This is a genomic window from Stenotrophomonas sp. SMYL86 (genome assembly GCF_036320025.1).
GTDB lineage: Bacteria > Pseudomonadota > Gammaproteobacteria > Xanthomonadales > Xanthomonadaceae > Stenotrophomonas > Stenotrophomonas maltophilia_A.
In genome coordinates this window covers 1-19872 of sequence record NZ_JAWIRU010000009.1, presented here as the reverse complement: position 1 = coordinate 19872, position 19872 = coordinate 1, and the positions used below count along the sequence as shown (strand labels likewise).

At 63.6% G+C, this 19872-nt stretch carries 30 protein-coding genes and 1 pseudogene; 1 reads left to right on the top strand and 30 read right to left on the bottom strand.

Annotated elements, in window-relative coordinates; genetic code table 11:
• Window positions 1–458: 458 nt before the first annotated feature.
• On the bottom strand, window positions 459–1850 hold the full coding sequence (locus V3B64_RS11445) for a 3-deoxy-7-phosphoheptulonate synthase class II (protein ID WP_329914166.1): 1392 nt from the start codon (window positions 1848–1850) through the stop codon (window positions 459–461).
• A 221-nt stretch (window positions 1851–2071) separates the two neighbouring features.
• Here V3B64_RS11445 and V3B64_RS11440 point away from each other — a divergent pair, with 221 nt between their 5' ends.
• A complete protein-coding gene (locus V3B64_RS11440) occupies window positions 2072–4198 on the top strand; it encodes a TonB-dependent receptor (RefSeq protein WP_182267314.1) in 2127 nt (708 codons plus the stop codon).
• Window positions 4199–4366: 168 nt separating this feature from the next.
• Here V3B64_RS11440 and V3B64_RS11435 read toward each other — a convergent pair whose 3' ends face one another.
• The 29 genes and pseudogenes from V3B64_RS11435 to V3B64_RS11295 all read right to left on the bottom strand — a co-directional run.
• A complete protein-coding gene (locus V3B64_RS11435; RefSeq protein ID WP_010483974.1) occupies window positions 4367–4873 on the bottom strand; it encodes a disulfide bond formation protein B in 507 nt (168 codons plus the stop codon).
• 185 nt (window positions 4874–5058) lie between these two features.
• Window positions 5059–5442, bottom strand: a complete 384-nt coding sequence (gene rplQ / locus V3B64_RS11430; protein ID WP_005408217.1) for a 50S ribosomal protein L17 — start codon at window positions 5440–5442, stop codon at window positions 5059–5061.
• Window positions 5443–5633: 191 nt separating this feature from the next.
• Window positions 5634–6632 (bottom strand): DNA-directed RNA polymerase subunit alpha, encoded by a 999-nt coding sequence (rpoA, locus tag V3B64_RS11425; protein ID WP_010483975.1) that lies wholly within the window; start codon window positions 6630–6632, stop codon window positions 5634–5636.
• A 55-nt stretch (window positions 6633–6687) separates the two neighbouring features.
• The gene (gene rpsD / locus V3B64_RS11420; RefSeq protein ID WP_004145446.1) at window positions 6688–7317 is read right to left on the bottom strand and encodes a 30S ribosomal protein S4; all 630 of its coding nucleotides are present in this window, start codon (window positions 7315–7317) and stop codon (window positions 6688–6690) included.
• Window positions 7318–7332: 15 nt separating this feature from the next.
• The gene (gene rpsK / locus V3B64_RS11415) at window positions 7333–7722 is read right to left on the bottom strand and encodes a 30S ribosomal protein S11 (RefSeq protein ID WP_004145443.1); all 390 of its coding nucleotides are present in this window, start codon (window positions 7720–7722) and stop codon (window positions 7333–7335) included.
• An 11-nt stretch (window positions 7723–7733) separates the two neighbouring features.
• Complete coding sequence (gene rpsM / locus V3B64_RS11410; protein WP_004154500.1) at window positions 7734–8090, bottom strand: 30S ribosomal protein S13; 357 nt, start codon at window positions 8088–8090, stop codon at window positions 7734–7736.
• A gap of 347 nt (window positions 8091–8437) precedes the next feature.
• Entirely contained in the window at window positions 8438–9805 is a 1368-nt protein-coding gene (gene secY, locus V3B64_RS11405; RefSeq protein WP_005408215.1) for a preprotein translocase subunit SecY, read from the bottom strand.
• Window positions 9806–9812: 7 nt separating this feature from the next.
• The gene (rplO, locus tag V3B64_RS11400) at window positions 9813–10256 is read right to left on the bottom strand and encodes a 50S ribosomal protein L15 (protein WP_004154498.1); all 444 of its coding nucleotides are present in this window, start codon (window positions 10254–10256) and stop codon (window positions 9813–9815) included.
• A gap of 6 nt (window positions 10257–10262) precedes the next feature.
• On the bottom strand, window positions 10263–10454 hold the full coding sequence (gene rpmD / locus V3B64_RS11395) for a 50S ribosomal protein L30 (protein ID WP_004145412.1): 192 nt from the start codon (window positions 10452–10454) through the stop codon (window positions 10263–10265).
• A complete protein-coding gene (rpsE, locus tag V3B64_RS11390; RefSeq protein ID WP_004145411.1) occupies window positions 10447–10989 on the bottom strand; it encodes a 30S ribosomal protein S5 in 543 nt (180 codons plus the stop codon). Before rpsE ends, rpmD begins: the two co-directional genes overlap by 8 nt.
• Before the next feature lie 161 nt (window positions 10990–11150).
• Window positions 11151–11510, bottom strand: coding sequence for a 50S ribosomal protein L18 (gene rplR, locus V3B64_RS11385; protein WP_329914196.1), 360 nt, complete (start codon window positions 11508–11510; stop codon window positions 11151–11153).
• Between the two features lie 80 nt (window positions 11511–11590).
• The gene (rplF, locus tag V3B64_RS11380; RefSeq protein WP_010483977.1) at window positions 11591–12115 is read right to left on the bottom strand and encodes a 50S ribosomal protein L6; all 525 of its coding nucleotides are present in this window, start codon (window positions 12113–12115) and stop codon (window positions 11591–11593) included.
• An 18-nt stretch (window positions 12116–12133) separates the two neighbouring features.
• Window positions 12134–12532, bottom strand: a complete 399-nt coding sequence (gene rpsH, locus V3B64_RS11375) for a 30S ribosomal protein S8 (protein WP_005408210.1) — start codon at window positions 12530–12532, stop codon at window positions 12134–12136.
• Between the two features lie 258 nt (window positions 12533–12790).
• Window positions 12791–13096 carry a 30S ribosomal protein S14 gene (gene rpsN / locus V3B64_RS11370; protein ID WP_005408209.1) on the bottom strand — a complete coding sequence of 102 codons (306 nt, stop codon included), beginning with the start codon at window positions 13094–13096 and terminating at the stop codon, window positions 12791–12793.
• A gap of 18 nt (window positions 13097–13114) precedes the next feature.
• A complete protein-coding gene (rplE, locus tag V3B64_RS11365) occupies window positions 13115–13657 on the bottom strand; it encodes a 50S ribosomal protein L5 (RefSeq protein WP_004154491.1) in 543 nt (180 codons plus the stop codon).
• A gap of 11 nt (window positions 13658–13668) precedes the next feature.
• Window positions 13669–13986: a 50S ribosomal protein L24 gene (rplX, locus tag V3B64_RS11360; RefSeq protein WP_004154490.1), complete on the bottom strand. Its 318-nt coding sequence runs from the start codon at window positions 13984–13986 to the stop codon at window positions 13669–13671.
• Window positions 13987–14002: 16 nt separating this feature from the next.
• Window positions 14003–14371, bottom strand: a complete 369-nt coding sequence (rplN, locus tag V3B64_RS11355) for a 50S ribosomal protein L14 (RefSeq protein ID WP_004145357.1) — start codon at window positions 14369–14371, stop codon at window positions 14003–14005.
• Window positions 14372–14382: 11 nt separating this feature from the next.
• On the bottom strand, window positions 14383–14652 hold the full coding sequence (rpsQ, locus tag V3B64_RS11350; protein ID WP_004154489.1) for a 30S ribosomal protein S17: 270 nt from the start codon (window positions 14650–14652) through the stop codon (window positions 14383–14385).
• 11 nt (window positions 14653–14663) lie between these two features.
• Window positions 14664–14849 carry a 50S ribosomal protein L29 gene (gene rpmC / locus V3B64_RS11345; protein ID WP_004154487.1) on the bottom strand — a complete coding sequence of 62 codons (186 nt, stop codon included), beginning with the start codon at window positions 14847–14849 and terminating at the stop codon, window positions 14664–14666.
• Window positions 14849–15262 carry a 50S ribosomal protein L16 gene (gene rplP, locus V3B64_RS11340; RefSeq protein ID WP_004154486.1) on the bottom strand — a complete coding sequence of 138 codons (414 nt, stop codon included), beginning with the start codon at window positions 15260–15262 and terminating at the stop codon, window positions 14849–14851. Before rplP ends, rpmC begins: the two co-directional genes overlap by 1 nt.
• A gap of 5 nt (window positions 15263–15267) precedes the next feature.
• A complete protein-coding gene (rpsC, locus tag V3B64_RS11335) occupies window positions 15268–16002 on the bottom strand; it encodes a 30S ribosomal protein S3 (RefSeq protein WP_004145350.1) in 735 nt (244 codons plus the stop codon).
• Window positions 16003–16020: 18 nt separating this feature from the next.
• Window positions 16021–16356 (bottom strand): 50S ribosomal protein L22, encoded by a 336-nt coding sequence (gene rplV / locus V3B64_RS11330; protein ID WP_004145348.1) that lies wholly within the window; start codon window positions 16354–16356, stop codon window positions 16021–16023.
• Between the two features lie 12 nt (window positions 16357–16368).
• Entirely contained in the window at window positions 16369–16638 is a 270-nt protein-coding gene (gene rpsS / locus V3B64_RS11325; RefSeq protein WP_004154485.1) for a 30S ribosomal protein S19, read from the bottom strand.
• Window positions 16639–16644: 6 nt separating this feature from the next.
• Window positions 16645–17472, bottom strand: a complete 828-nt coding sequence (gene rplB / locus V3B64_RS11320; RefSeq protein ID WP_004145339.1) for a 50S ribosomal protein L2 — start codon at window positions 17470–17472, stop codon at window positions 16645–16647.
• Between the two features lie 10 nt (window positions 17473–17482).
• Window positions 17483–17782 carry a 50S ribosomal protein L23 gene (gene rplW / locus V3B64_RS11315; protein WP_004145338.1) on the bottom strand — a complete coding sequence of 100 codons (300 nt, stop codon included), beginning with the start codon at window positions 17780–17782 and terminating at the stop codon, window positions 17483–17485.
• Complete coding sequence (gene rplD, locus V3B64_RS11310) at window positions 17779–18384, bottom strand: 50S ribosomal protein L4 (protein WP_004145337.1); 606 nt, start codon at window positions 18382–18384, stop codon at window positions 17779–17781. The genes rplW and rplD overlap by 4 nt, the downstream gene beginning before the upstream one ends.
• 12 nt (window positions 18385–18396) lie before the next feature.
• Window positions 18397–19047, bottom strand: a complete 651-nt coding sequence (gene rplC, locus V3B64_RS11305; RefSeq protein WP_004145336.1) for a 50S ribosomal protein L3 — start codon at window positions 19045–19047, stop codon at window positions 18397–18399.
• Window positions 19048–19058: 11 nt separating this feature from the next.
• Window positions 19059–19370 (bottom strand): 30S ribosomal protein S10, encoded by a 312-nt coding sequence (gene rpsJ / locus V3B64_RS11300; protein ID WP_005408208.1) that lies wholly within the window; start codon window positions 19368–19370, stop codon window positions 19059–19061.
• Between the two features lie 332 nt (window positions 19371–19702).
• Window positions 19703–19872: pseudogene (locus V3B64_RS11295) on the bottom strand (elongation factor Tu); the annotation flags it as partial.

Sequence of the window (19872 nt, the reverse complement as noted above, 5' to 3'; positions counted from 1 at the left end):
GGCGGGCGGGGGGGGGCCCCCGCCCCACCCCCCCCCCCGGGGGCCGGCGCCCCCCCCCCCCCCCCCCCCACCCCCCCCCACCCCCCCCCACCCCGCCTTCAACAGTTTTCTGCGATCTGTCGGCATTTTTTGTAGAGCCGAGCCATGCTCGGCTCAAATCTCACAGATATCGAAATATTCGATTCCATTGGAAATTCATCCACGCATAGCGTGGATCTACCGTGTCGACCAAGGTCGACACCTACCAACAGCCGCCGGAATCTGTCAGAGGCGGGGCGGTGTCGGAGTGTGGGGTGTCAGCCGCATGGATGCGGCTGCCAAGCCTACAGGGACGTACTTGCGGCGTCCCCGCACTCCGACACCACCCCGCCATCCCACGAAATGCATGCTGTTGCCGTTGCTTCGGCCGTTGCCGTTGCGTCCGCAGGTGCAGGGCTGCAAGCCCTGCCGAAACCCCCTTACCGCACTTGTTCCTGCTTGCGCACGATCGCCATCGCGATCTCCAGCGACTGCTCGTAGTTCAACCGCGGGTCCACCGTCGAACGGTAGGCGCGCTCCAGGTCACGTTCGGTCAGTTCGCGCGCGCCACCGGTGCACTCGGTCACGTCTTCGCCGGTCAGTTCCAGGTGCACACCGCCCAGTCGCGTGCCTGCGGCCGCATGCAGATCGAACGACAGCTCCACTTCGCCACGCACGTTGTCGAAGCGGCGCGTCTTGAAGCCATTGGCGGTGCTTTCGGTATTGCCATGCATCGCGTCGCACACCCACAGCACGCGGCGGCCATCGCGCTTGACCGCATCCAGCAGCGGCGGCAGCTTCTCGGCGATCTGCGCTGCACCCATGCGGTGAATGAAGCTCAGTCGACCCGGCTCGTCATGCGGGTTGAGCACATCAATCAGGCGCAGCAGCTGGTCCGGCGTCACCGACGGGCCGACCTTGATCGCGATAGGGTTGCGCACGCCACGCAGGTATTCCACGTGCGCGCCATCGAGCGCGGCCGTGCGCATGCCGATCCACGGGTAGTGCGTGCTCAGGTTCAACCAGCCCTGCTGGCGCGGCACCTGCCGGGTCAACGCCTGCTCGTAGGGCAACAGCAGCGCTTCATGCGAGGTGTAGAAATCGATGCGGTTGAGGTTGTGCACGCGGGCCCCGGCCAGGGTCTCCATGAAATGCACTGCATCGCCGATCGAGGCCACCATCTTCTGGTAGTCGGCGGCCAACGGCGAATGGCTCACCCATTCCAGGTTCCAGTACTCGGGGTGGTGCAGGTCGGCGAAACCGCCGTCGATCAGCGCACGCACGAAGTTCATGGTCATCGCCGAGTGCGCGTGGGCCTGCAGCATCCGCTTCGGATCCGGCAGCCGCGCCGCTTCGGTGAAGGCCGGCGCGTTGATGACATCACCGCGGTAGCTGGGCAGGGTCACGCCGTCGCGGGTCTCGGTATCGGCCGAACGTGGCTTGGCGTACTGGCCGGCGAAACGGCCGACGCGGATCACCGGCTGGCGCAGGCCATGCACCAGCACCAGGCTCATCTGCAGCAGCACCTTCAGCCGGTTGGAAATGGTGCCCGATTCGCAGTCGCTGAAGTTCTCCGCGCAGTCGCCGCCCTGCAGCAGGAAGCGCTTGCCTTCCTGCGCCTCGGCCAGCTGCTGCTTCAGCGCCAGGATTTCCCAGGAGGTGACCAGCGGCGGCAGCCGCTTCAGTTCGTGCAGAGCGGCGTCCAGCGCCACCGGGTCCGGGTAGGTCGGCATCTGCAGCGCGGTCTTGCCACGCCAGCTCTCCGGCGACCAGGCGGCGCCAGTGGCGGCTGCGGCGGGATCGGGCACGGGCGGAACGGCGGACAGGCTCATTGCAGACTTCCGGGATGGGGGGCGGTCATGGTCGCAGAGCCAGCCGCTGGCGCAAAGGGCCGACCTGCTCGGCCAGGCCGCCTGAACGGCAGGGAAAGGCCGATGCGAGCAGCCAGATCCCGCATGGTCAGCCGCTCAAGGCAGGCGCATGATCTGTTACGGAGTAACACTTCCACGTCATGGACCGGCCCCTTCCACGCCCTGCCATCACTCTTCCCATCATGAAGCCCTCGCCCCTCGCTACCGGCATCACCTTCGCCCTGGCCCTGGCCAGCCTGCCCGCCTTCGCGGCCGCCGCCGATGGCGCCGGGCCTGCGGTCAAGGACCTGGACACGGTCACCGTCAGCGCCCAGCTCGACCAGGCCCGCAACGCGTTGTCGCCGGACATCGGCAGCAGCCAGTACCAGATCACCGCCGAGGACATCCAGAAGCAGCCGCTGGGCGCCTCCGCGCCGCTCAGCCAGGTGCTGCTGCAGGCACCCGGCGTGGTCCAGGATTCCTATGGCGGCGTGCACGTGCGCGGCGACCACGCCAACCTGCAGTACCGGATCAACGGCGTGTTGCTGCCCGAGTCGATTTCCGGCTTCGGCCAGACCCTGGATGCGCGCACCATCAAGAGCATCCGCCTGATGGACGGCGCGTTGCCGGCGCAGTTCGGCGAGCGCACCGCGGCGGTGGTCGACATCACCACCCGCAATGGCGCCGAGCTGGGCAACGGTGGCAGCGCCGGACTGACCACCGGCTCGTTCGGCAAGGTGAACCCGAATGCCTCCTGGTGGGGCAACCAGGGACGCTGGAGCTGGTTCCTGACCGGCAACTACGACCAGAACGAAGTCGGCCTGGAGAATCCGACCAACTCGCGCAAGCCGCTGCACGACGATACCCACCAGGGCAAGGCCTTCGCCGACCTGACCTACCTGGTCAACGAGAACACCCGCCTGAGTGTGTTCGCCGGTTTCGCCAACAACCGTTTCCAGATTCCGGTCAATCCGGGGCAGACGCCGCAGTTCGGTTACCTGGACACCACCACCTTCGATTCCAGCCAGCTGGATGAGACCCAGCGCGAGACCACCCGCTTCGGCATGCTGGTACTGCAGGGCACGCTGGGCAACACCGCCTACCAGCTGTCCGCCGGGCAGCGCTACAGCGATGCAGCGTTCAACCCGGACGTCATCGGCGATCTGGTGTTCAGTGGCGTCGCCTCGCAGGTGCAGCGCAGCAACCGTGCCAACACCCTGCAGGCCGACTTCTCCACACCACTGGGCAACGACCACACGCTGCGCTACGGCTTGTACGGCAACTACGAGAACGCACGGGCCAGCAGCAACAGCTGGGTGTTCCCGGTTGATGACGGCGGCCAGCAGTCCAGCACCACGCCGCTGCTGATTCCTGACCACAGCGCCTTCCATGCCAGCACGCTGGCGTTGTACGTACAGGATGAGTGGAAAATCGGCGACGACTGGACCGTCAACTACGGTCTGCGCGGTGACCGCTACAAGGCCTTCGGCCGCACCGAGGGCCAGCTCAGCCCGCGCGTGGGCGTGGTCTGGAATGCCAGCGACAGCACCACCGTGCATGCCGGCTATTCGCGCTATTTCACGCCACCGGCCAGTGAACTGATCGCCAGCAGCGACATCGCCCTGTACGACGGCACCACCAACCAGCAGCCCAGCGGTGGCAACAACACGCCACTGGCCGAGCGCAGCGACTACTACGACATCGGCGTCTCGCAGCAACTGGGCGAACACCTGACCCTTGGACTGGATGCGTACGACCGCCGCGTCGCCCGCCTGCAGGACGAAGGCCAGTTCGGCGCCGCCTACATCTACTCGACCTTCAACTACCGCCGCGGACACATCCGTGGTCTGGAGTTCAGTGCCGACTACAGCAACGGTCCGTTCAGTGCCTACTTCAATGCCGCGCTGAACAAAGCCATCGGTACGGATGTCATCACCAGCCAGTACAACCTCGATCCCGAGGCGCTGGCCTATGTGGCCAACCACTGGATCCACCTGGACCACGACCAGAAGCTGACCTCGTCGGGTGGCCTCAGCTACGCCTTCGCCGGACACAACCGGATCGGGGCCAACTACGTGTTCGGCAGTGGCCTGCGTTCGGACATCGAGGGCGTACCCAACGGTGGCGAGCTGCCGTCCTACCTGCAGGTGAACCTCAGCGCCGGGCACGACTTCAACGTCGACAGCGGCCATCCACTGCATGTGCAGCTGGCGGTGATCAACGCGTTGGACCGCAGCTACCAGCTGCGCGATGGCGGTGGCGTCGGCGTGTTCGCCCCGCAATGGGGACCGCGCCGCGGCGCCTACCTGAGCCTGCAGCAGGATTTCTGAGATAGTGCCGGCCGCTGGCCGGCATTCCCGCGGTGTGGCGGGCCCCGGCCGGGCCAACCCGGCGTCCTCGCGTGTCCGTGGGCCGCGTATCTTTGTTCTCTTGTGGGGGGGGGGGGGGGGGCCGGGGGGGGGGGGGGGGGCCCCCCCGCCCCCCGCCACTACCCTGCTTCAGCGCTTGACCTTGCGCAGCGACACCACCAGCGCCCACAGCGCCAGCAGCACGAACCACACGCCCGACCACATCGGCATGGTCAGGCCGAGGAAGGTCCAGTCGATGTTGCCGCAGTTGCCAGTGCCGGTCAGCACCGTGCGGAACACTTCCAGCGGCCCCATGGTTTCGCTCAGGAAGGCCAGCGGCGGGCCACAGGTGGACCCCATTTCCGGCGGCAGCATCTGCACGTAGACGTGGCGCGCGGCGATGCCCACGCCCACTGCGGCGGCAATGAACGCCAGCACGCCATAGGTCGCGCGTCCGGGGCGGTTGGACGGACCATGCAGTGCACCGATCAGGAACAGCAGGCCAAGCGCAGCGAAGGCCAGGCGCTGGAAGATGCACAGCGGACACGGCTCCAGGCCCATCTTCAGCTGCAGGAAGATCGCGTAGCCAAGCAGGCCCGCGCAGATCAGGAAGCCCAGGAAGAACTGGGCGCGGAAGGGCCAGCGCAGTGGATTCATCGTCAACGCTCGAATGGATCAGGCGCCAAGCGTAACCGAGAGTGCGCGCCATTCGAACCGCCACAGGTGACGCCTGTCGGAACGGTGTGGGTCAGAGCCCTGTCCTGCGGAAAGGGATCCGCCCCCGGAAACGCAAAAGCCCGGCAGAGGCCGGGCTTTCGCTGTGTCGCATTGGAGCGGTCCGATTACTCGGCCACTTCCTCGGCCACGACCGGACGGTCAACCAGCTCGACGTAGGCCATCGGCGCGTTGTCGCCAGCGCGGAAGCCGCACTTCAGCAGACGCAGGTAGCCGCCCGGACGGTTCGCGTAGCGCGGGCCCAGGATGGTGAACAGGTTGCCCACGGCTTCGTTGTCGCGCAGGCGGGCGAAGGCCAGACGGCGGTTGGCGACGGAATCGACCTTGGCCAGGGTGATCAGCGGCTCGGCAACGCGGCGCAGTTCCTTGGCCTTCGGCAGGGTGGTCTTGATCAGCTCGTGCTTGAACAGCGAGGCAGCCATGTTCTTGAACATCGCTTCGCGGTGGGCGCTGGTACGGCTGAACTTACGGCCAGACTTCTGGTGACGCATGGTGATATTCCTTGGTTAATGATGAGACTGTGCGGATCGTTGTCGCCATCCTGGCGTTGCTGCGCGGACTGCGGTTGGTCCTGGCCGCCCGTCCTGGACGACCTGCCACGCGAACCTGGGGTTCGTCATGGCATGTTGTGTTGCGTTGAAGGCCCCACCGCGAACGGTGGAGCCTTCAGGCATTACCGATATCAGCCCAGCATGCCGTGGCTGGCGACACCGGCCGGCGGCCAGTTCTCCAGCTTCATGCCGAGCGACAGGCCGCGCTGAGCCAGCACTTCCTTGATCTCGGTGAGCGACTTCTTGCCCAGGTTCGGGGTCTTCAGCAGCTCCACTTCGGTCTTCTGGATCAGATCGCCGATGTAGTAGATGCTTTCAGCCTTCAGGCAGTTGGCCGAACGCACGGTCAGCTCCAGATCGTCGATCGGGCGCAGCAGCACCGGATCCACGCCGTTGTTGGCCGGCTTGGCTGCACCGCGGTCGCGGTGGGTGAAGTCACCGAACACCGACAGCTGGTCGCTGAGGATGTCGGCGGCGGTGCGCACGGCTTCCTCGGCGTCGATGGTGCCGTTGGTCTCGATATCGATGACCAGCTTGTCCAGGTCGGTACGCTGTTCGACGCGGGCCGCTTCCACGGCATAGGCGACGCGGCGGACCGGCGAGAACGAGGCATCCAGGACCAGACGGCCGATGGCACGGGTTTCTTCGTCCGGACGACGACGCGCGGCAGCCGGCTGGTAGCCGAAACCACGTTCGATCTTCAGACGCATGTTGATCGCCGTATCCTTGGTCAGGTGGCAGATCACGTGTTCGCCGTTCAGGATCTCCACATTGTGGTCGACCTTGATATCGGCAGCAGTGACAACGCCCGGGCCCTGCTTGGACAGGGACAGGGTGGCGCTGTCGCCGGAGTGCATACGGATGGCCACGTCCTTGAGGTTCAGCAGGACTTCGAGCACGTCCTCCTGCAGACCTTCGACCGTGGTGTACTCATGCAACACGCCGTCGATTTCGACTTCCGTGATGGCGAAGCCCGGGATGGACGACAGCAGCACGCGACGCAGGGCATTACCCAGCGTATGCCCGTAACCCCGCTCCAAAGGTTCGATAACGACCTTTGCACGGGTGTCGGTAAGGCGTTCGATCTGCGGACCGCGAGGACGCAGAACCTGGTTGGCGGTAACCGTCATGTTGCGGGTTCTCCTAGTGAACCCCCGGCCGTCGCCGGGGGCTCTCCAATGTGAATTACTTCGAATACAGCTCGACGATCAGCGCTTCGTTGATGTCCGCAGGCAGATCCGAACGATCCGGAACAGCCTTGAAGATGCCGGTGAACTTGCCGGAATCCACTTCAACCCACGACGGGCTCAGGTCATGCTGGGCGGCGACGGTCAGGGCTTCCTGGACGCGCAGCTGCTTGGCAGCCTTTTCAGACAGAGCGATGGCGTCGCCAGCCTTGACCTGGTACGAAGCCAGGTTGACCGACTTGCCATTCACGGTGACGCCGCGGTGCGACACCAGCTGACGGGCAGCCGGACGGGTCACGGCGAAGCCCATGCGGTAGACGACGTTGTCCAGGCGGGTTTCCAGCAGCTGCAGCAGGTTCTCGCCGGTGTTGCCCTTCTTGGTCGAGGCCTTCTTGTAGTAGTTGCGGAACTGACGCTCCAGCAGGCCGTAGATACGCTTGACCTTCTGCTTTTCACGCAGCTGGGTGGCGTAGTCGGACAGCTTGCCCTTGCGGGCAGTGGCGCCGTGCTGGCCGGGCTTCTGCTCCAGCTTGCACTTCGAGTCCAGCGCACGCGCCGGGCTCTTCAGGGACAGGTCGGCGCCTTCGCGACGGGCGAGCTTACAGGTAGGACCGATATAACGAGCCATTTCTTATCGCTCCCTTTAGACGCGACGCTTCTTCGGCGGACGGCACCCGTTGTGCGGGATAGGCGTCACGTCGATGATGTTGGTGATCTTGTAGCCGACGTTGTTCAACGAACGCACGGCCGACTCACGGCCCGGACCCGGGCCCTTGATGCGGACTTCCAGCGACTTCACGCCGTAGTCCAGCGCAGCACGACCGGCCTTTTCAGCAGCCACCTGGGCAGCGAACGGGGTCGACTTGCGCGAACCGCGGAAGCCAGCGCCACCGGAGGTCGCCCACGACAGAGCGTTGCCCTGGCGGTCGGTGATGGTGACGATGGTGTTGTTGAACGAAGCGTGGACGTGGGCAACGCCGTCGGTGACGACGCGCTTGATCTTCTTCTTGGTCTTAGCAGCGGGCTTAGCCATTTCTCAGTCCCTTACTTCTTGATCGCCTTGCGCGGACCCTTGCGGGTGCGGGCGTTGGTACGGGTGCGCTGGCCACGCAGCGGGAGGCCACGACGGTGACGCAGGCCGCGGTAGCAGCCCAGGTCCATCAGGCGCTTGATCGCGATGCCGATCTCACGGCGCAGATCGCCTTCCACGATGTACTTGCCGACTTCGGCGCGCAGGCGCTCGATTTCCGGCTCCGACAGATCGCGGATCTTGGTGGTCGAAGCAACGCCTGCGACTTCGCAGACCTTCTTCGAACGGGTACGGCCGATGCCGTAAATGCTTTGCAACCCGACCCAGACGTGCTTCTGGGCTGGCAGGTTGACGCCTGCAATACGCGCCATGACGCGGTTCTCCAGCTGAGTGATGGCCGACAGCGCGCCTCGGGCACGCCAATCCGGCAGGATGGATCAAAAAAGTGAACTAGCGATACTAACAAGGTTCCGGTTTACATGGAAGCCCGTGAAACCATTGGTTTCATGAACCCGGCCTGGGGAGTGTGCCCAGGCTCCGGCGCCGGATGGGGTTGGACCTGGGGTTTCCCCCGGGGCCGCCCGCGCTACTCCAGCGCAGGACCACCTCATCACACCCCCACCCGGAACCGCTGCGGGGGCCGCCCTTCGTTTGTGTGGCCGGAGTCCGCGAAGCGGAGAGACCATCACGTCAGGAAGACGAAAGTATAACAGGCCAATCAGCCGCGGGCAAAACCGCCGCGGTTGCCGCCCTTCAGGTTGGCCTTCTTCAGCAGGCTCTCGTACTGGTGGGACATCAGGTGCGCCTGCACCTGGGCGATGAAGTCCATCACCACCACCACCACGATCAGCAGCGAAGTACCACCGAAGTAGAACGAGGCGTTCAGCTGCGTGCGCATCAGTTCCGGCAGCAGGCAGACGATCACCAGGTAGGCCGAGCCGGCCGCGGTCAGGCGGGTCAGCACGCCGTCGATGTAATCGGCAGTGGCCTTGCCCGGACGGATGCCCGGAATCAGCGCGCCCGACTTCTTCAGGTTGTCGGCGGTTTCCTGCGAGTTGAACACCAGCGCGGTATAGAAGAACGCGAAACCGGTGATCAGCGCAGCGAACACGATCATGTGCAGCGGCTCGCCCGGGCCGAGCGCGTTGGCGACCTTCTGCAGGACCTGGCCGAAGCTGCTCTGGTTGGCAGCCTGGCCGGACCACATGGCCAGGGTGGCCGGGAAGGCCAGCAGGCTCGAGGCGAAGATCGCCGGGATGACGCCAGCCATGTTGAGCTTCAGCGGCAGGAACGAGGTCTGGTTCATGTACGCGTTGCGACCGCCCTGGCGGCGCGCGTAGTTGACCGTGATCCGGCGCTGGCCACGCTCGACGAACACCACGAAGAAGGTGAAGGCGAGCACGACGATGGCGATCAGCAGCAGCTGGATGAACTGGATGTTGCCGTCGCGGTAGGCGTCGAAGGTGTGGATGATCGCACCCGGCAGGCCAGCGACGATACCGGCGAAGATGATCAGCGACACGCCATTGCCGATGCCGCGCTCGGTGACCTGCTCACCGACCCACATCAGGAACATGGTGCCGGCGGTCAGCGCGACCACGGCGGTGAGCACGAAGCCCATGCCCGGCGCGTACACGACCGGAGCGCCCGACGGCGAGACCTGGCCCTGCAGGGCCAGTGCGATCGAGCCGCCCTGCACCACTGCCAGCAGCACGGCGCCGATGCGCGAATACTGGGTGATCTTGCGGCGGCCGGACTCACCTTCCTTCTGCATCGCCTTCAGGGCGGGGAAGATGTGCACGGCCAGCTGCATCACGATCGATGCCGAAATGTACGGCATCACGTTCAGCGCGAAGATGCTGAAACGGTGCAGGGCGCCGCCCGAGAACATGTTGAACATGTCCACGATGCCGCCGCCCTGCTGTTGCATCATGGCAAGCATGGCATCGGGATTGACGCCCGGCACCGGCACGTAGCAGCCGATGCGATAGACGATCAAAGCCCCGACGACGAACAGCAAACGTTGGCGAAGTTCAGTGAACTTGCCCATTCCGCCCGCGAGGTTACCGATGCCAGCTTGCGCCATGATTTTCTTACTCCGTTACGCTGCCGCCGGCAGCTTCGATCGCAGCCTTGGCACCAGCCGTGGCAGCGATACCCTTCAGGGTGAACGCCTTGGTCACTTCGCCCTTGACGACGACCTTGGCCTTCTTTGCAGTGCTCGGGACCAGCTTGGCAGCACGCAGGGCGGCGAAGTCGATCTCACCGGCCGGCAGCTTGTCCAGCGCGTACAGCAGCACTTCAGCGGTGTCCTTGGCGATCGGCGAACGGAAGCCGATCTTCGGCAGACGACGCTGCATGGGGGTCTGGCCGCCTTCGAAGCCAGCCTTGATCTTGCCGCCACCCTTACGGGCGAACGAACCCTTGTGGCCGCGGCCGGCAGTCTTGCCCAGGCCCGAGCCGATACCGCGACCGACGCGGGTGCGCTCGGTGCGGGCGCCCGGTGCCGGGCTCAGTTCATTGAGACGCAGAGTCATGATCGATTACTCCTCAACCTTGACGAGGTAGTGAACGGTGTTGATCAGACCGCGAACCTGCGGGCTGTCCTTCAGTTCACGCACATCGTTGAGCTTGTTCAGACCCAGAGCACGCACCGACAGGCGGTGACGCGACTGAGCACCACGCAGGCCGCGCACCAGGCGCACCTTCACAGTCTTGTTGGACTCATTAGCCATGGTTGAGTTCCTCCACCTTCTTGCCGCGCTTGGCCGCGATGCGAGCCGGCGACTGCGCAGCAGACAGGCCCTTCACGGTGGCACGCACCAGGTTGATCGGGTTGCGCGAACCGGTGGCCTTGGCCAGCACGTTCTTCACGCCAACGGCTTCCAGCACGGCGCGCATGGCACCGCCGGCGATGACGCCGGTACCTTCCGAAGCCGGCTGCATGAACACGCGGGCTGCGCCGTGACCATCCTTGATGGTGTGCCACAGGGTGCCGTTGTTCAGGTCAACGCTGACCAGGTTCTTGCGGGCCTGTTCCATCGACTTCTGGATGGCGACCGGCACTTCGCGGGCCTTGCCATAGCCGAAACCGACCTTGCCTTCGCCGTCGCCGACCACGGTCAGGGCGGTGAAGGTGAACTGGCGGCCACCCTTGACGGTCTTGCTGACGCGGTTGACCGCGACCAGCTTTTCGATCATGCCGTCGTCGACTTTCTCTTCGCGGTTACGGTCGCGATCGCGACCCCGCTGCTGACGCTCTTCTGCCATTTTGATTCCTTGGTAGTTTGGGTATGTACGGCTCGGGGCCGCTTATGGTTGTGGAATGTCGCGTTGTTCCGGTGGGCCACTGCAGAAGAGTGGCGCCGTCCAGCCTCACTCAGGCGGGCGAGCAGGCGGGCAGGAGACCACAGGTCCCCTGCCCTTATCCCTTAGAACTGCAGGCCGGCTTCGCGGGCGGCTTCTGCCAGGGCCTTGATGCGGCCGTGGTAGCGGTAGCCCGAACGATCGAAGGCAACCTTCTCGACGCCGGCGGCCTTGGCGCGCTCAGCGACGATACGGCCGACCTTGGCGGCGGCGTCGGCGTTCTTGCCGTTCTTCAGGCCTTCCATGACGTCGGCCTGGGTGGTGTTGGCAGCAGCCAGCACCTTGGAACCGTCGGCGGTGAAGACCTGGGCGTACAGGTGCTGGCCGGTGCGCAGCACCGACAGGCGGGCGACGCCGAGCTCACGGATGTGGGCGCGGGTCGACTTGGCGCGACGCAGGCGGGCGATGTTCTTGTTCATTTTGATTATTCCTTGAAAGCTGAAGGTTGGGCTTTTCCCTGAGGAGTCCGCACTAGGATGTGCGGGCTCTTGCAAGGGACTCGCACTTACGCCTTCTTGGCTTCCTTACGGATGATGACTTCGTCGGAGTACTTCACGCCCTTGCCCTTGTACGGCTCCGGCTTGCGGAACGCACGGATCTTGGCGGCAACTTCACCGACGACCTGCTTGTCAGCGCCCTGGACCAGGATCTCGGTCTGGGTCGGGGTGGTGATGGTGATGCCTTCCGGCGCCACGAACACGACCGGGTGCGAGAAGCCCAGCGACAGGCTCAGGTCCTTGCCCTGCATGGCAGCGCGGTAACCCACGCCGACCAGCTCCAGCTTGCGCTCGAAGCCTTCGGACACGCCCTTGACCATGTTGGCCAGGATCGCACGCACGGTACCGGTCAGTGCGACCAGCTCGGCGTTCTCGGTGCTCAGGGTGGCAACGCCGTTGTCGACGTTGATGGCAATACCGGCCGGCTTGGCCAGCGACAGGGAACCCTTCGGGCCCTTGGCGGTGACGCTGTCCGACTGGACGTTCAGTTCAACCTTACCCAGGTCGATCGGCTTCTTGGCTACGCGGGACATAGTTCTACTCCTTTCGCCTTAGGCCACGAAGCACAGGACTTCGCCGCCGACGCCCAGCTGGCGCGCCTGCGCATCAGTCATGATGCCCTTGGAGGTGGAAATGATGGAGATACCCAGGCCGTTCATGACCTTCGGCAGCTCGCTCTTGCCGCGGTACTGGCGCAGGCCCGAACGCGAGAAGCGCTTCAGGGTCGCGATGACCGGCTTGCCTTCGAAATACTTCAGCACGATTTCCAGCTCGGACTTGTTGTTTTCCAGCTGGGTCACGCGCAGGTCGGTGATGTAACCCTCGTCCTTCAGGACCTGGGCGATCGCAACCTTGATCTTGGACGACGGGGCTTTCACCGTCTGCTTGCCAACCGCGGCCGCATTCTTGATGCGGACCAGCAGGTCGGCGATGGGATCAGTCATGCTCATATGAGTACCTTTGAGTGCACCGATATCCGCTTTCGCGAAAATCTGTTGTCTCCTGGAAACGGGCCAGGTCCCTTGATGCAGCGGGCCAAGGGCCCACCCCTACAACCCCGTTTGCACAGGGCAAGACGCGGGAGTATACGCCAAAAGAGCCCGGCTTGCGCCGGGCTCTTCGGTTTTTTTGCGTCGGGAAAGCTGAATGCCTCCCCTGCCCGGTTCAGGCACCCCCGAAGGGGCGCCTGATCGCAGGGCCGGCTGGGATTACCAGCTGGCCTTGCGCAGACCCGGGACGTCGCCACGCATGGTGGCTTCACGCAGCTTGTTACGGCCCAGGCCGAACTTGCTGTAGACGCCACGCGGACGACCCGACAGCTCGCAACGGTTGCGCTGGCGGCTCGGCGACGAATCGCGCGGCAGCTTGGCCAGCTTGGTTGCGGCGTCGATCTTCTCTTCGTAGGTCGCGTCCACGGAGGACACGATCTTCTTCAGAGCTGCACGCTTTTCAGCGTACTTCTTTGCCAGCTTTTCCCGCTTGATGTCGCGGTTGACCATGGAGGTCTTTGCCATTTCGGTTTCCTCGACAGATCAGTTACGGAACGGGAACTTGAACGCTGCCAGCAGCGCCTTCGCTTCCGCGTCGGTCTTCGCCGTGGTGGTGATGGCGATATCCATACCGCGGATCGCGTCGACGGCGTCGAAGTCGATTTCCGGGAAGATGATCTGCTCCTTCACACCCATGTTGAAGTTGCCGCGGCCGTCGAAGGAACGACCGGAAACACCACGGAAGTCGCGCACGCGCGGCAGCGAGATGTTGATCAGGCGATCCAGGAACTCGTACATCTTGTGGCGACGCAGCGTGGTCTTGCAGCCGATCGGCCAACCATCGCGGATCTTGAACGACGCAACCGACACACGCGACTTGGTGACAACCGGCTTCTGGCCGGAAATCTTGGTCATGTCGCCGACGGCGTTTTCCAGGATCTTCTTGTTGGTGGCCGCTTCGCCGACACCCATGTTCAGGGTGACCTTGACCAGCTTCGGCACTTCCATCGGATTGGTGTAGCCGAACTGCTTCATCAGCGCCGGCACCACTTCGTCCTTGTAGAACTTTTCGAGACGGGAACTCATCTTCTCATTCCTCAGGCGTCGAGCGCCTCACCGCTGGAGCGGAACACACGCAGTTTGCGTCCATCCTCCAGCACCTTGAAGCCAACGCGTTCGCCCTTGCCCGAAGCCGGGTTCAGAACATTCACGTTGGAGATATGGATCGAAGCTTCGCGCTCGACCACGCCGCCGGCAACACCTGCCTGCGGGTTCGGCTTGGTGTGGCGCTTGACGATGTTCACGTTGGCGACGACCACACGGTCGCCGTCGACGCGGACGACTTCGCCCTGCTTGCCCTTGTCCTTGCCAGCGTTGACGACAACCTGGTCGCCCTTCTTGATACGGTTAGCCATGATTATCTCCTGTCGCTCACAGCACTTCGGGAGCGAGCGAGACGATCTTCATGAACTTCTCCGAACGAAGTTCACGGGTCACCGGCCCGAAGATACGGGTACCGATCGGCTCCTGCTTGCTGTTCAGCAGAACGGCAGCGTTGCCGTCGAAGCGGATCAGCGAGCCATCGGCGCGACGCACACCCTTGCGGGTACGCACCACGACGGCGTCATACACTTCACCCTTCTTGACCTTGCCGCGCGGAATCGCATCCTTCACGGTGACCTTGATGATGTCGCCGATGCCGGCGTAACGGCGCTTGGAACCACCCAGCACCTTGAAGCACATCACCTGCTTGGCACCCGAATTGTCCGCGACGTCAAGGTAGCTCTGCATCTGGATCATGATTCAGCTCCTTATTCAGCCGCGCGCGTGATGACTTCCACCACGCGCCAGTTCTTGGTCTTGGACATCGGAGCAATCTCGGTCACGCGGACGACATCGCCTTCCTTGCAGGCGTTGTCGGCATCGTGGGCGTGCAGCTTCGTCGAGCGCTTGATGTACTTGCCGTACAGCGCGTGCTTGACCTGACGCTCAACCAGGACGGTAACCGTCTTGTCCATCTTGTTGCTGACGACACGGCCTTCGACCGTGCGCAGCGTCTTCTTTTCAGTATTGTCGCTCATAGCGGCCATCCTTACTTCGTGCTGCCGAGCAGGGTCTTGACGCGAGCAATCTCGCGACGGACCCGGCGAATGTCGTGGGTCTTCGGCAGCTGGCCGGTGACCTGCTGCATACGGACAGAGAACTGTTCCTTACGCAGGTCGATCAGGTGGGCCTTGAGTTCGTCAGCCGACTTTTCACGGAGAGTTTTGATATCCATCAGCGCACCGTACGGGTCACGAAAGTGGTGGTGACCGAGAGCTTGGCGGCGGCCAGGCGGAACGCCTCGCGAGCCACTTCCTCGGAAACACCCTCGATTTCATAGATCATGCGGCCGGGCTGGATCTGGGCCACCCAGTATTCCACGTTGCCCTTACCAGAACCCATTCGGACTTCGATGGGCTTCTTGGTGATGGGCTTGTCGGGGAACACGCGGATCCACATCTTGCCGCCGCGCTTGACGTAGCGGCTGATCGAGCGGCGGGCCGCTTCGATCTGACGCGCGGTCAGCTGACCGTGTGCGGTTGCCTTCAGGCCGTATTCGCCGAAGCTGACAGCGTTGGCGCTCCAGCTCAGGCCATCGTTACGGCCCTTGTGTACCTTGCGGTACTTGGTTCGCTTGGGTTGCAACATTGTCGTTACCTCGCTTCACGGGCCGGGCGCTGACGGTCACCACGGTCGCCGCGATCGTGACGATCGTTGCGCGACGGGGTGTCGTCCTGCTTTTCCTGGCCAACCTGGGAGAAATCGAAGACCTCGCCCTTGTAGATCCAGACCTTGATGCCGATGATGCCGTAGGTCGTCTTGGCTTCAGCGAAGCCATAGTCGATGTCGGCACGCAGGGTGTGCAGCGGCACGCGGCCTTCGCGGTACCACTCCGAACGGGCGATTTCTGCACCGTTGAGGCGGCCACCGACGTTGACCTTGATGCCCAGGGCACCCAGACGCATCGCGTTGCCGACCGAGCGCTTCATTGCACGGCGGAACATGATGCGACGCTCCAGCTGCTGGGCGATCGACTCGGCAACGAGCTGCGCGTCCAGTTCCGGCTTGCGCACTTCGGTGACGTTGATGTGCGCCGGGACGCCCATCATCTCGCTCACTTCCTTGCGCAGCTTCTCGATGTCCTCACCGCGCTTGCCGATCACCACACCCGGACGGGCGGTGTGGATCGTCACGCGAGCGGTCTTGGCCGGACGCTCGATCAGGATCTTGCTGATGCCGGCCTGAGCCAGCTTCTTGCGCAGCATTTCGCGCACTTTCAGGTCGGCTGCCAGGTAACCAGCGAACTCGGCCTTGTTGGCGTACCACTTGGAGTTCCAGTCCTTGGAAATGCCGAGGCGGATACCAATCGGATGAACTTTATGACCCATGGTCTTTTCCTTATCCGCTTACTTGGCGGCGCCCACAACCACAGTGATGTGGCTGGTGCGCTTGAGGATGCGGGTACCGCGGCCTTTCGCCCGCGCCATGAAACGCTTCAGGGTCGGACCTTCATCAACCATGATGGTCTGAACCTTCAGCTCGTCGACGTCGGCGCCCTGGTTGTTCTCGGCGTTGGCAATTGCCGACTCCACCACCTTCTTGATCAGGTGGGCAGCCTTCTTGTCCGAGAACTTCAGCAGGTTGACCGCACGCTCGGCCGGCAGACCGCGCACCTGGTCAGCGACCAGACGAGCCTTCTGCGGGGAGATGCGCGCAGTGCGCAGGATGGCTTTCGCTTCCATTGTCATCTCTCCTTACTTGCCCGACTTCTTGTCACCACCGTGACCCTTGAAGGTCCGGGTGATGGCAAATTCGCCGAGCTTGTGGCCGACCATGTTCTCGTTGACGAGAACCGGGATGTGGTTCTTGCCGTTATGCACGGCAATGGTGACGCCTACCATGTCAGGCAGGATCATCGAACGGCGCGACCAGGTCTTGATCGGCTTCTTGCTGCCCGCAGCGGCCTCCACCTTCTTGACGAGGTGGTGATCGACGAACGGGCCCTTCTTGAGTGAACGTGCCATGGTCGATTAGCCCCTACGATCGCGGACGATGAACTGCTGAGTGCGCTTGTTATGGCGCGTCTTGTAACCCTTGGTCGGGACACCCCACGGGGTGACCGGATGCGGATTACCCTGGCCGGCCTTCGCCTCACCACCACCGTGCGGGTGGTCAACCGGGTTCATGGCAGCACCACGAACGGTCGGGCGGACGCCGCGCCAACGCTTGGCACCGGCCTTGCCCAGCTTTTCCAGGCTGTGCTCGTCGTTGCCGACTTCGCCGATGGTGGCGCAGCACTCGACCGGAACCTTACGCATTTCACCCGAGCGCAGGCGCAGGGTGGCGTAGATGCCTTCGCGAGCCACCAGCTGCACGGCCGCACCAGCGGCGCGAGCGATCTGAGCGCCCTTGCCCGGCTTCAGTTCGATGCAGTGGATGGTGGTGCCGACCGGGATGTTGCGCAGCGGCAGGGTGTTGCCAGCCTTGATCGGGGCATCCGAACCAGCGATCACCTGATCACCAGCCTTCAGGCCCTTCGGGGCGATGATGTAGCGACGCTCACCGTCGACGTAGCACAGCAGAGCGATGTGCGCGGTGCGGTTCGGATCGTATTCGATGCGTTCCACGCGCGCCGGGATGCCCAGCTTGTTGCGCTTGAAGTCGATGATGCGGTAGTGCTGCTTGGCACCACCACCGACGTGACGCACGGTGATGCGGCCATGGTGGTTACGACCACCCGAGCGGCTCTGCGACTCGACCAGCGCAGCGTGCGGAGCACCCTTGTGCAGGTCGGGAGTGACCACGCGCACGGCCGAACGGCGGCCGGGGGAAGTGGGCTTGAATTTCATCAATGGCATGGGATGTACCTCAGGCCTTGGCCGTTACATCGATCGACTGGCCATCGGCCAGGCGAACGTACGCCTTGCGCCAATCGCCGCGGCGGCCAGCACGGTTACGGAAGGACTTGTTCTTGCCCTTGACGTTGACCACGTTGACGGCTTCGACCTTGACGTCGAACAGCTGCTCAACCGCGGCCTTTACATCGGCCTTGGTGGCTTCGTTCGAAACTTCGAAGACATACTGGTTGGAGAGTTCCTGCAGGCGCGCGGTCTTTTCGGAGACACGCGGGGCACGCAGCACGCTGAAGATTTTTTCGTTGCTGTTCATGCCAGCCACTCCTCGACCTTCTTGACCGCGTCAGCGGTGATGACGACCGTGTCGGCACCCACCAGCGAGACCGGATCCAGACCCTGGACGTCACGCACCTGCACGTACGGCAGATTGCGGGCGGACAGGTACAGGTGCTCGGACGCTTCTTCGGTGACGATCAGCGGGCGCTTGCCCACTTCCAGGCCGGCCAGCTTGGCGATCAGACCCTTCGTGTTGGTCACTTCGACGTCGAAGGACTCCACGATGGTCAGACGGCCCTGACGGTTCAGCTCGGACAGGATCGCGCACATGGCGGCACGGTACTGCTTACGATTGACCTTCTGCTCGAAGCTGCGCGGCTTGGCCGCGAAGGTGACACCGCCGCCGACGAAGATCGGAGCCGTCAGTGCGCCATGACGCGCGCCGCCGCCCTTCTGCTTCTTCGACTTCTTGGTGGTACCAGCCACTTCGGAGCGAGTCTTCTGTGCCTTGGTGCCGGCGCGACCGGCGTTGCGGTAGGCAACGACGACCTGGTGGACCAGATCTTCGCTGAAATCGCGACCGAACACGGCGTCGGAGACCGAGACCTTGTTGTTGCTACCCGTGATAACGAGTTCCATCGTCATCTCTCCTTATGCCTTGCTCGCCGGACGGACGATCACGTCGCCACCCGCCGCGCCCGGAACGGCGCCGCGAACGGCGATCAGACCGCGCTCGACGTCGACCTTGACCACTTCCAGGTTCTGGGTGCTCTGCTGCACCGCGCCCATGTGGCCCGACATCTTCTTGCCCGGGAAAACGCGACCCGGGGTCTGGCGCTGACCCAGCGAACCCGGCGCGCGATGCGACAGCGAGTTACCGTGGGTTGCATCGCCCATACGGAAGTTGTGGCGCTTGATGGTGCCCTGGAAGCCCTTACCCTTGGTGACACCCTGGACGTCGACGATCTGGCCGACTTCGAAGATGTCCGCCTTGACTTCGCCGCCAACGGCGAAATCGCCGAGCTGCGCGTCTTCAACGCGGAATTCCCACAGGCCACGACCCGCTTCCACCTTCGCCTTGGCGAAGTGGCCGGCTTCCGGCTTGTTGACCAGGGCAGCGCGACGCGCGCCGACGGTCACCTGCACGGCGCTGTAGCCGTCGGTTTCGACGGTCTTGATCTGCGCGATGCGGTTCGGGGTTGCTTCGATCAGGGTCACCGGGATGGAGCGGCCATCTTCAGTGAACACGCGGCTCATGCCAGCCTTGCGGCCCACGAAGCCCAACGAATACTTCTTCGTCATGGTCGTAGTCCTCAGGTCAGCTTGATCTGAACGTCGACGCCGGCAGCCAGTTCGAGCTTCATCAGCGCGTCCACGGTCTTGTCATTCGGGTCAACGATATCGAGCACGCGCTTGTGCGTGCGGGTCTCGTACTGGTCACGCGCGTCCTTGTCGACGTGCGGGGAAACGAGAACGGTGTAACGCTCGATCTTGGTCGGCAGCGGGATCGGGCCACGCACTTGCGCGCCGGTCCGCTTTGCCGTTTCAACGATCTCGCTGGCCGAACGGTCGATCAGACGATGATCGAACGCTTTCAGCCGGATCCGGATCTTTTGGTCCGCCATGGCGGTAGGTTCCTTCGTTAAAAGAGCGACAGACAAAGCCTCTGGGTTGCTTTGTCCCATGAAATTCCTGAATACGGACGACCCACAGTCCTGCGGGCCGCCAAGGTCACTCCATAGACCTCAAAAACGTAGGCAGACCAGTTACCCGGCCTGCCCAGACGTAGAAGCATAATGGCACGCAAGGCAGCTGTCAACAGTCGCCTGTTGACGCCGCCTGAATGGCATTGACCCTTCCTGGTCCGGGGAACACAAGGCACATCCTGTGCCTGCTTTCCCATTTGATACGCCCCGATGCCCTACCCAGGCAACATCGGGGCGCAGATACTACCAGATTACTCGATGATCTTCGAGACCACGCCGGCGCCGACGGTACGACCGCCTTCGCGGATGGCGAAGCGCAGGCCTTCGTCCATTGCCACCGGGTTGATCAGGGTGACGACCATCTTGACGTTGTCACCCGGCATCACCATTTCGACGCCTTCCGGCAGAGCAGCTGCGCCGG

Bases quoted from the DNA above. Each gene is read 5' to 3' on its own strand.
- V3B64_RS11445 (WP_329914166.1), bottom strand. From the start codon at position 1,850: ATGAGCCTGTCCGCCGTTCCGCCCGTGCCCGATCCCGCCGCAGCCGCC.
- V3B64_RS11440 (WP_182267314.1), top strand. From the start codon at position 2,072: ATGAAGCCCTCGCCCCTCGCTACCGGCATCACCTTCGCCCTGGCCCTG.
- V3B64_RS11435 (WP_010483974.1), bottom strand. From the start codon at position 4,873: ATGAATCCACTGCGCTGGCCCTTCCGCGCCCAGTTCTTCCTGGGCTTC.
- rplQ (WP_005408217.1), bottom strand. From the start codon at position 5,442: ATGCGTCACCAGAAGTCTGGCCGTAAGTTCAGCCGTACCAGCGCCCAC.
- rpoA (WP_010483975.1), bottom strand. From the start codon at position 6,632: ATGACGGTTACCGCCAACCAGGTTCTGCGTCCTCGCGGTCCGCAGATC.
- rpsD (WP_004145446.1), bottom strand. From the start codon at position 7,317: ATGGCTCGTTATATCGGTCCTACCTGTAAGCTCGCCCGTCGCGAAGGC.
- rpsK (WP_004145443.1), bottom strand. From the start codon at position 7,722: ATGGCTAAGCCCGCTGCTAAGACCAAGAAGAAGATCAAGCGCGTCGTC.
- rpsM (WP_004154500.1), bottom strand. From the start codon at position 8,090: ATGGCGCGTATTGCAGGCGTCAACCTGCCAGCCCAGAAGCACGTCTGG.
- secY (WP_005408215.1), bottom strand. From the start codon at position 9,805: ATGGCGCAAGCTGGCATCGGTAACCTCGCGGGCGGAATGGGCAAGTTC.
- rplO (WP_004154498.1), bottom strand. From the start codon at position 10,256: ATGACTCTGCGTCTCAATGAACTGAGCCCGGCACCGGGCGCCCGCACC.
- rpmD (WP_004145412.1), bottom strand. From the start codon at position 10,454: ATGGCTAATGAGTCCAACAAGACTGTGAAGGTGCGCCTGGTGCGCGGC.
- rpsE (WP_004145411.1), bottom strand. From the start codon at position 10,989: ATGGCAGAAGAGCGTCAGCAGCGGGGTCGCGATCGCGACCGTAACCGC.
- rplF (WP_010483977.1), bottom strand. From the start codon at position 12,115: ATGTCCCGCGTAGCCAAGAAGCCGATCGACCTGGGTAAGGTTGAACTG.
- rpsH (WP_005408210.1), bottom strand. From the start codon at position 12,532: ATGAGCATGACTGATCCCATCGCCGACCTGCTGGTCCGCATCAAGAAT.
- rpsN (WP_005408209.1), bottom strand. From the start codon at position 13,096: ATGGCAAAGACCTCCATGGTCAACCGCGACATCAAGCGGGAAAAGCTG.
- rplE (WP_004154491.1), bottom strand. From the start codon at position 13,657: ATGAGTTCCCGTCTCGAAAAGTTCTACAAGGACGAAGTGGTGCCGGCG.
- rplX (WP_004154490.1), bottom strand. From the start codon at position 13,986: ATGGCTAACCGTATCAAGAAGGGCGACCAGGTTGTCGTCAACGCTGGC.
- rplN (WP_004145357.1), bottom strand. From the start codon at position 14,371: ATGATCCAGATGCAGAGCTACCTTGACGTCGCGGACAATTCGGGTGCC.
- rpsQ (WP_004154489.1), bottom strand. From the start codon at position 14,652: ATGAGCGACAATACTGAAAAGAAGACGCTGCGCACGGTCGAAGGCCGT.
- rpmC (WP_004154487.1), bottom strand. From the start codon at position 14,849: ATGGATATCAAAACTCTCCGTGAAAAGTCGGCTGACGAACTCAAGGCC.
- rplP (WP_004154486.1), bottom strand. From the start codon at position 15,262: ATGTTGCAACCCAAGCGAACCAAGTACCGCAAGGTACACAAGGGCCGT.
- rpsC (WP_004145350.1), bottom strand. From the start codon at position 16,002: ATGGGTCATAAAGTTCATCCGATTGGTATCCGCCTCGGCATTTCCAAG.
- rplV (WP_004145348.1), bottom strand. From the start codon at position 16,356: ATGGAAGCGAAAGCCATCCTGCGCACTGCGCGCATCTCCCCGCAGAAG.
- rpsS (WP_004154485.1), bottom strand. From the start codon at position 16,638: ATGGCACGTTCACTCAAGAAGGGCCCGTTCGTCGATCACCACCTCGTC.
- rplB (WP_004145339.1), bottom strand. From the start codon at position 17,472: ATGCCATTGATGAAATTCAAGCCCACTTCCCCCGGCCGCCGTTCGGCC.
- rplW (WP_004145338.1), bottom strand. From the start codon at position 17,782: ATGAACAGCAACGAAAAAATCTTCAGCGTGCTGCGTGCCCCGCGTGTC.
- rplD (WP_004145337.1), bottom strand. From the start codon at position 18,384: ATGGAACTCGTTATCACGGGTAGCAACAACAAGGTCTCGGTCTCCGAC.
- rplC (WP_004145336.1), bottom strand. From the start codon at position 19,047: ATGACGAAGAAGTATTCGTTGGGCTTCGTGGGCCGCAAGGCTGGCATG.
- rpsJ (WP_005408208.1), bottom strand. From the start codon at position 19,370: ATGGCGGACCAAAAGATCCGGATCCGGCTGAAAGCGTTCGATCATCGT.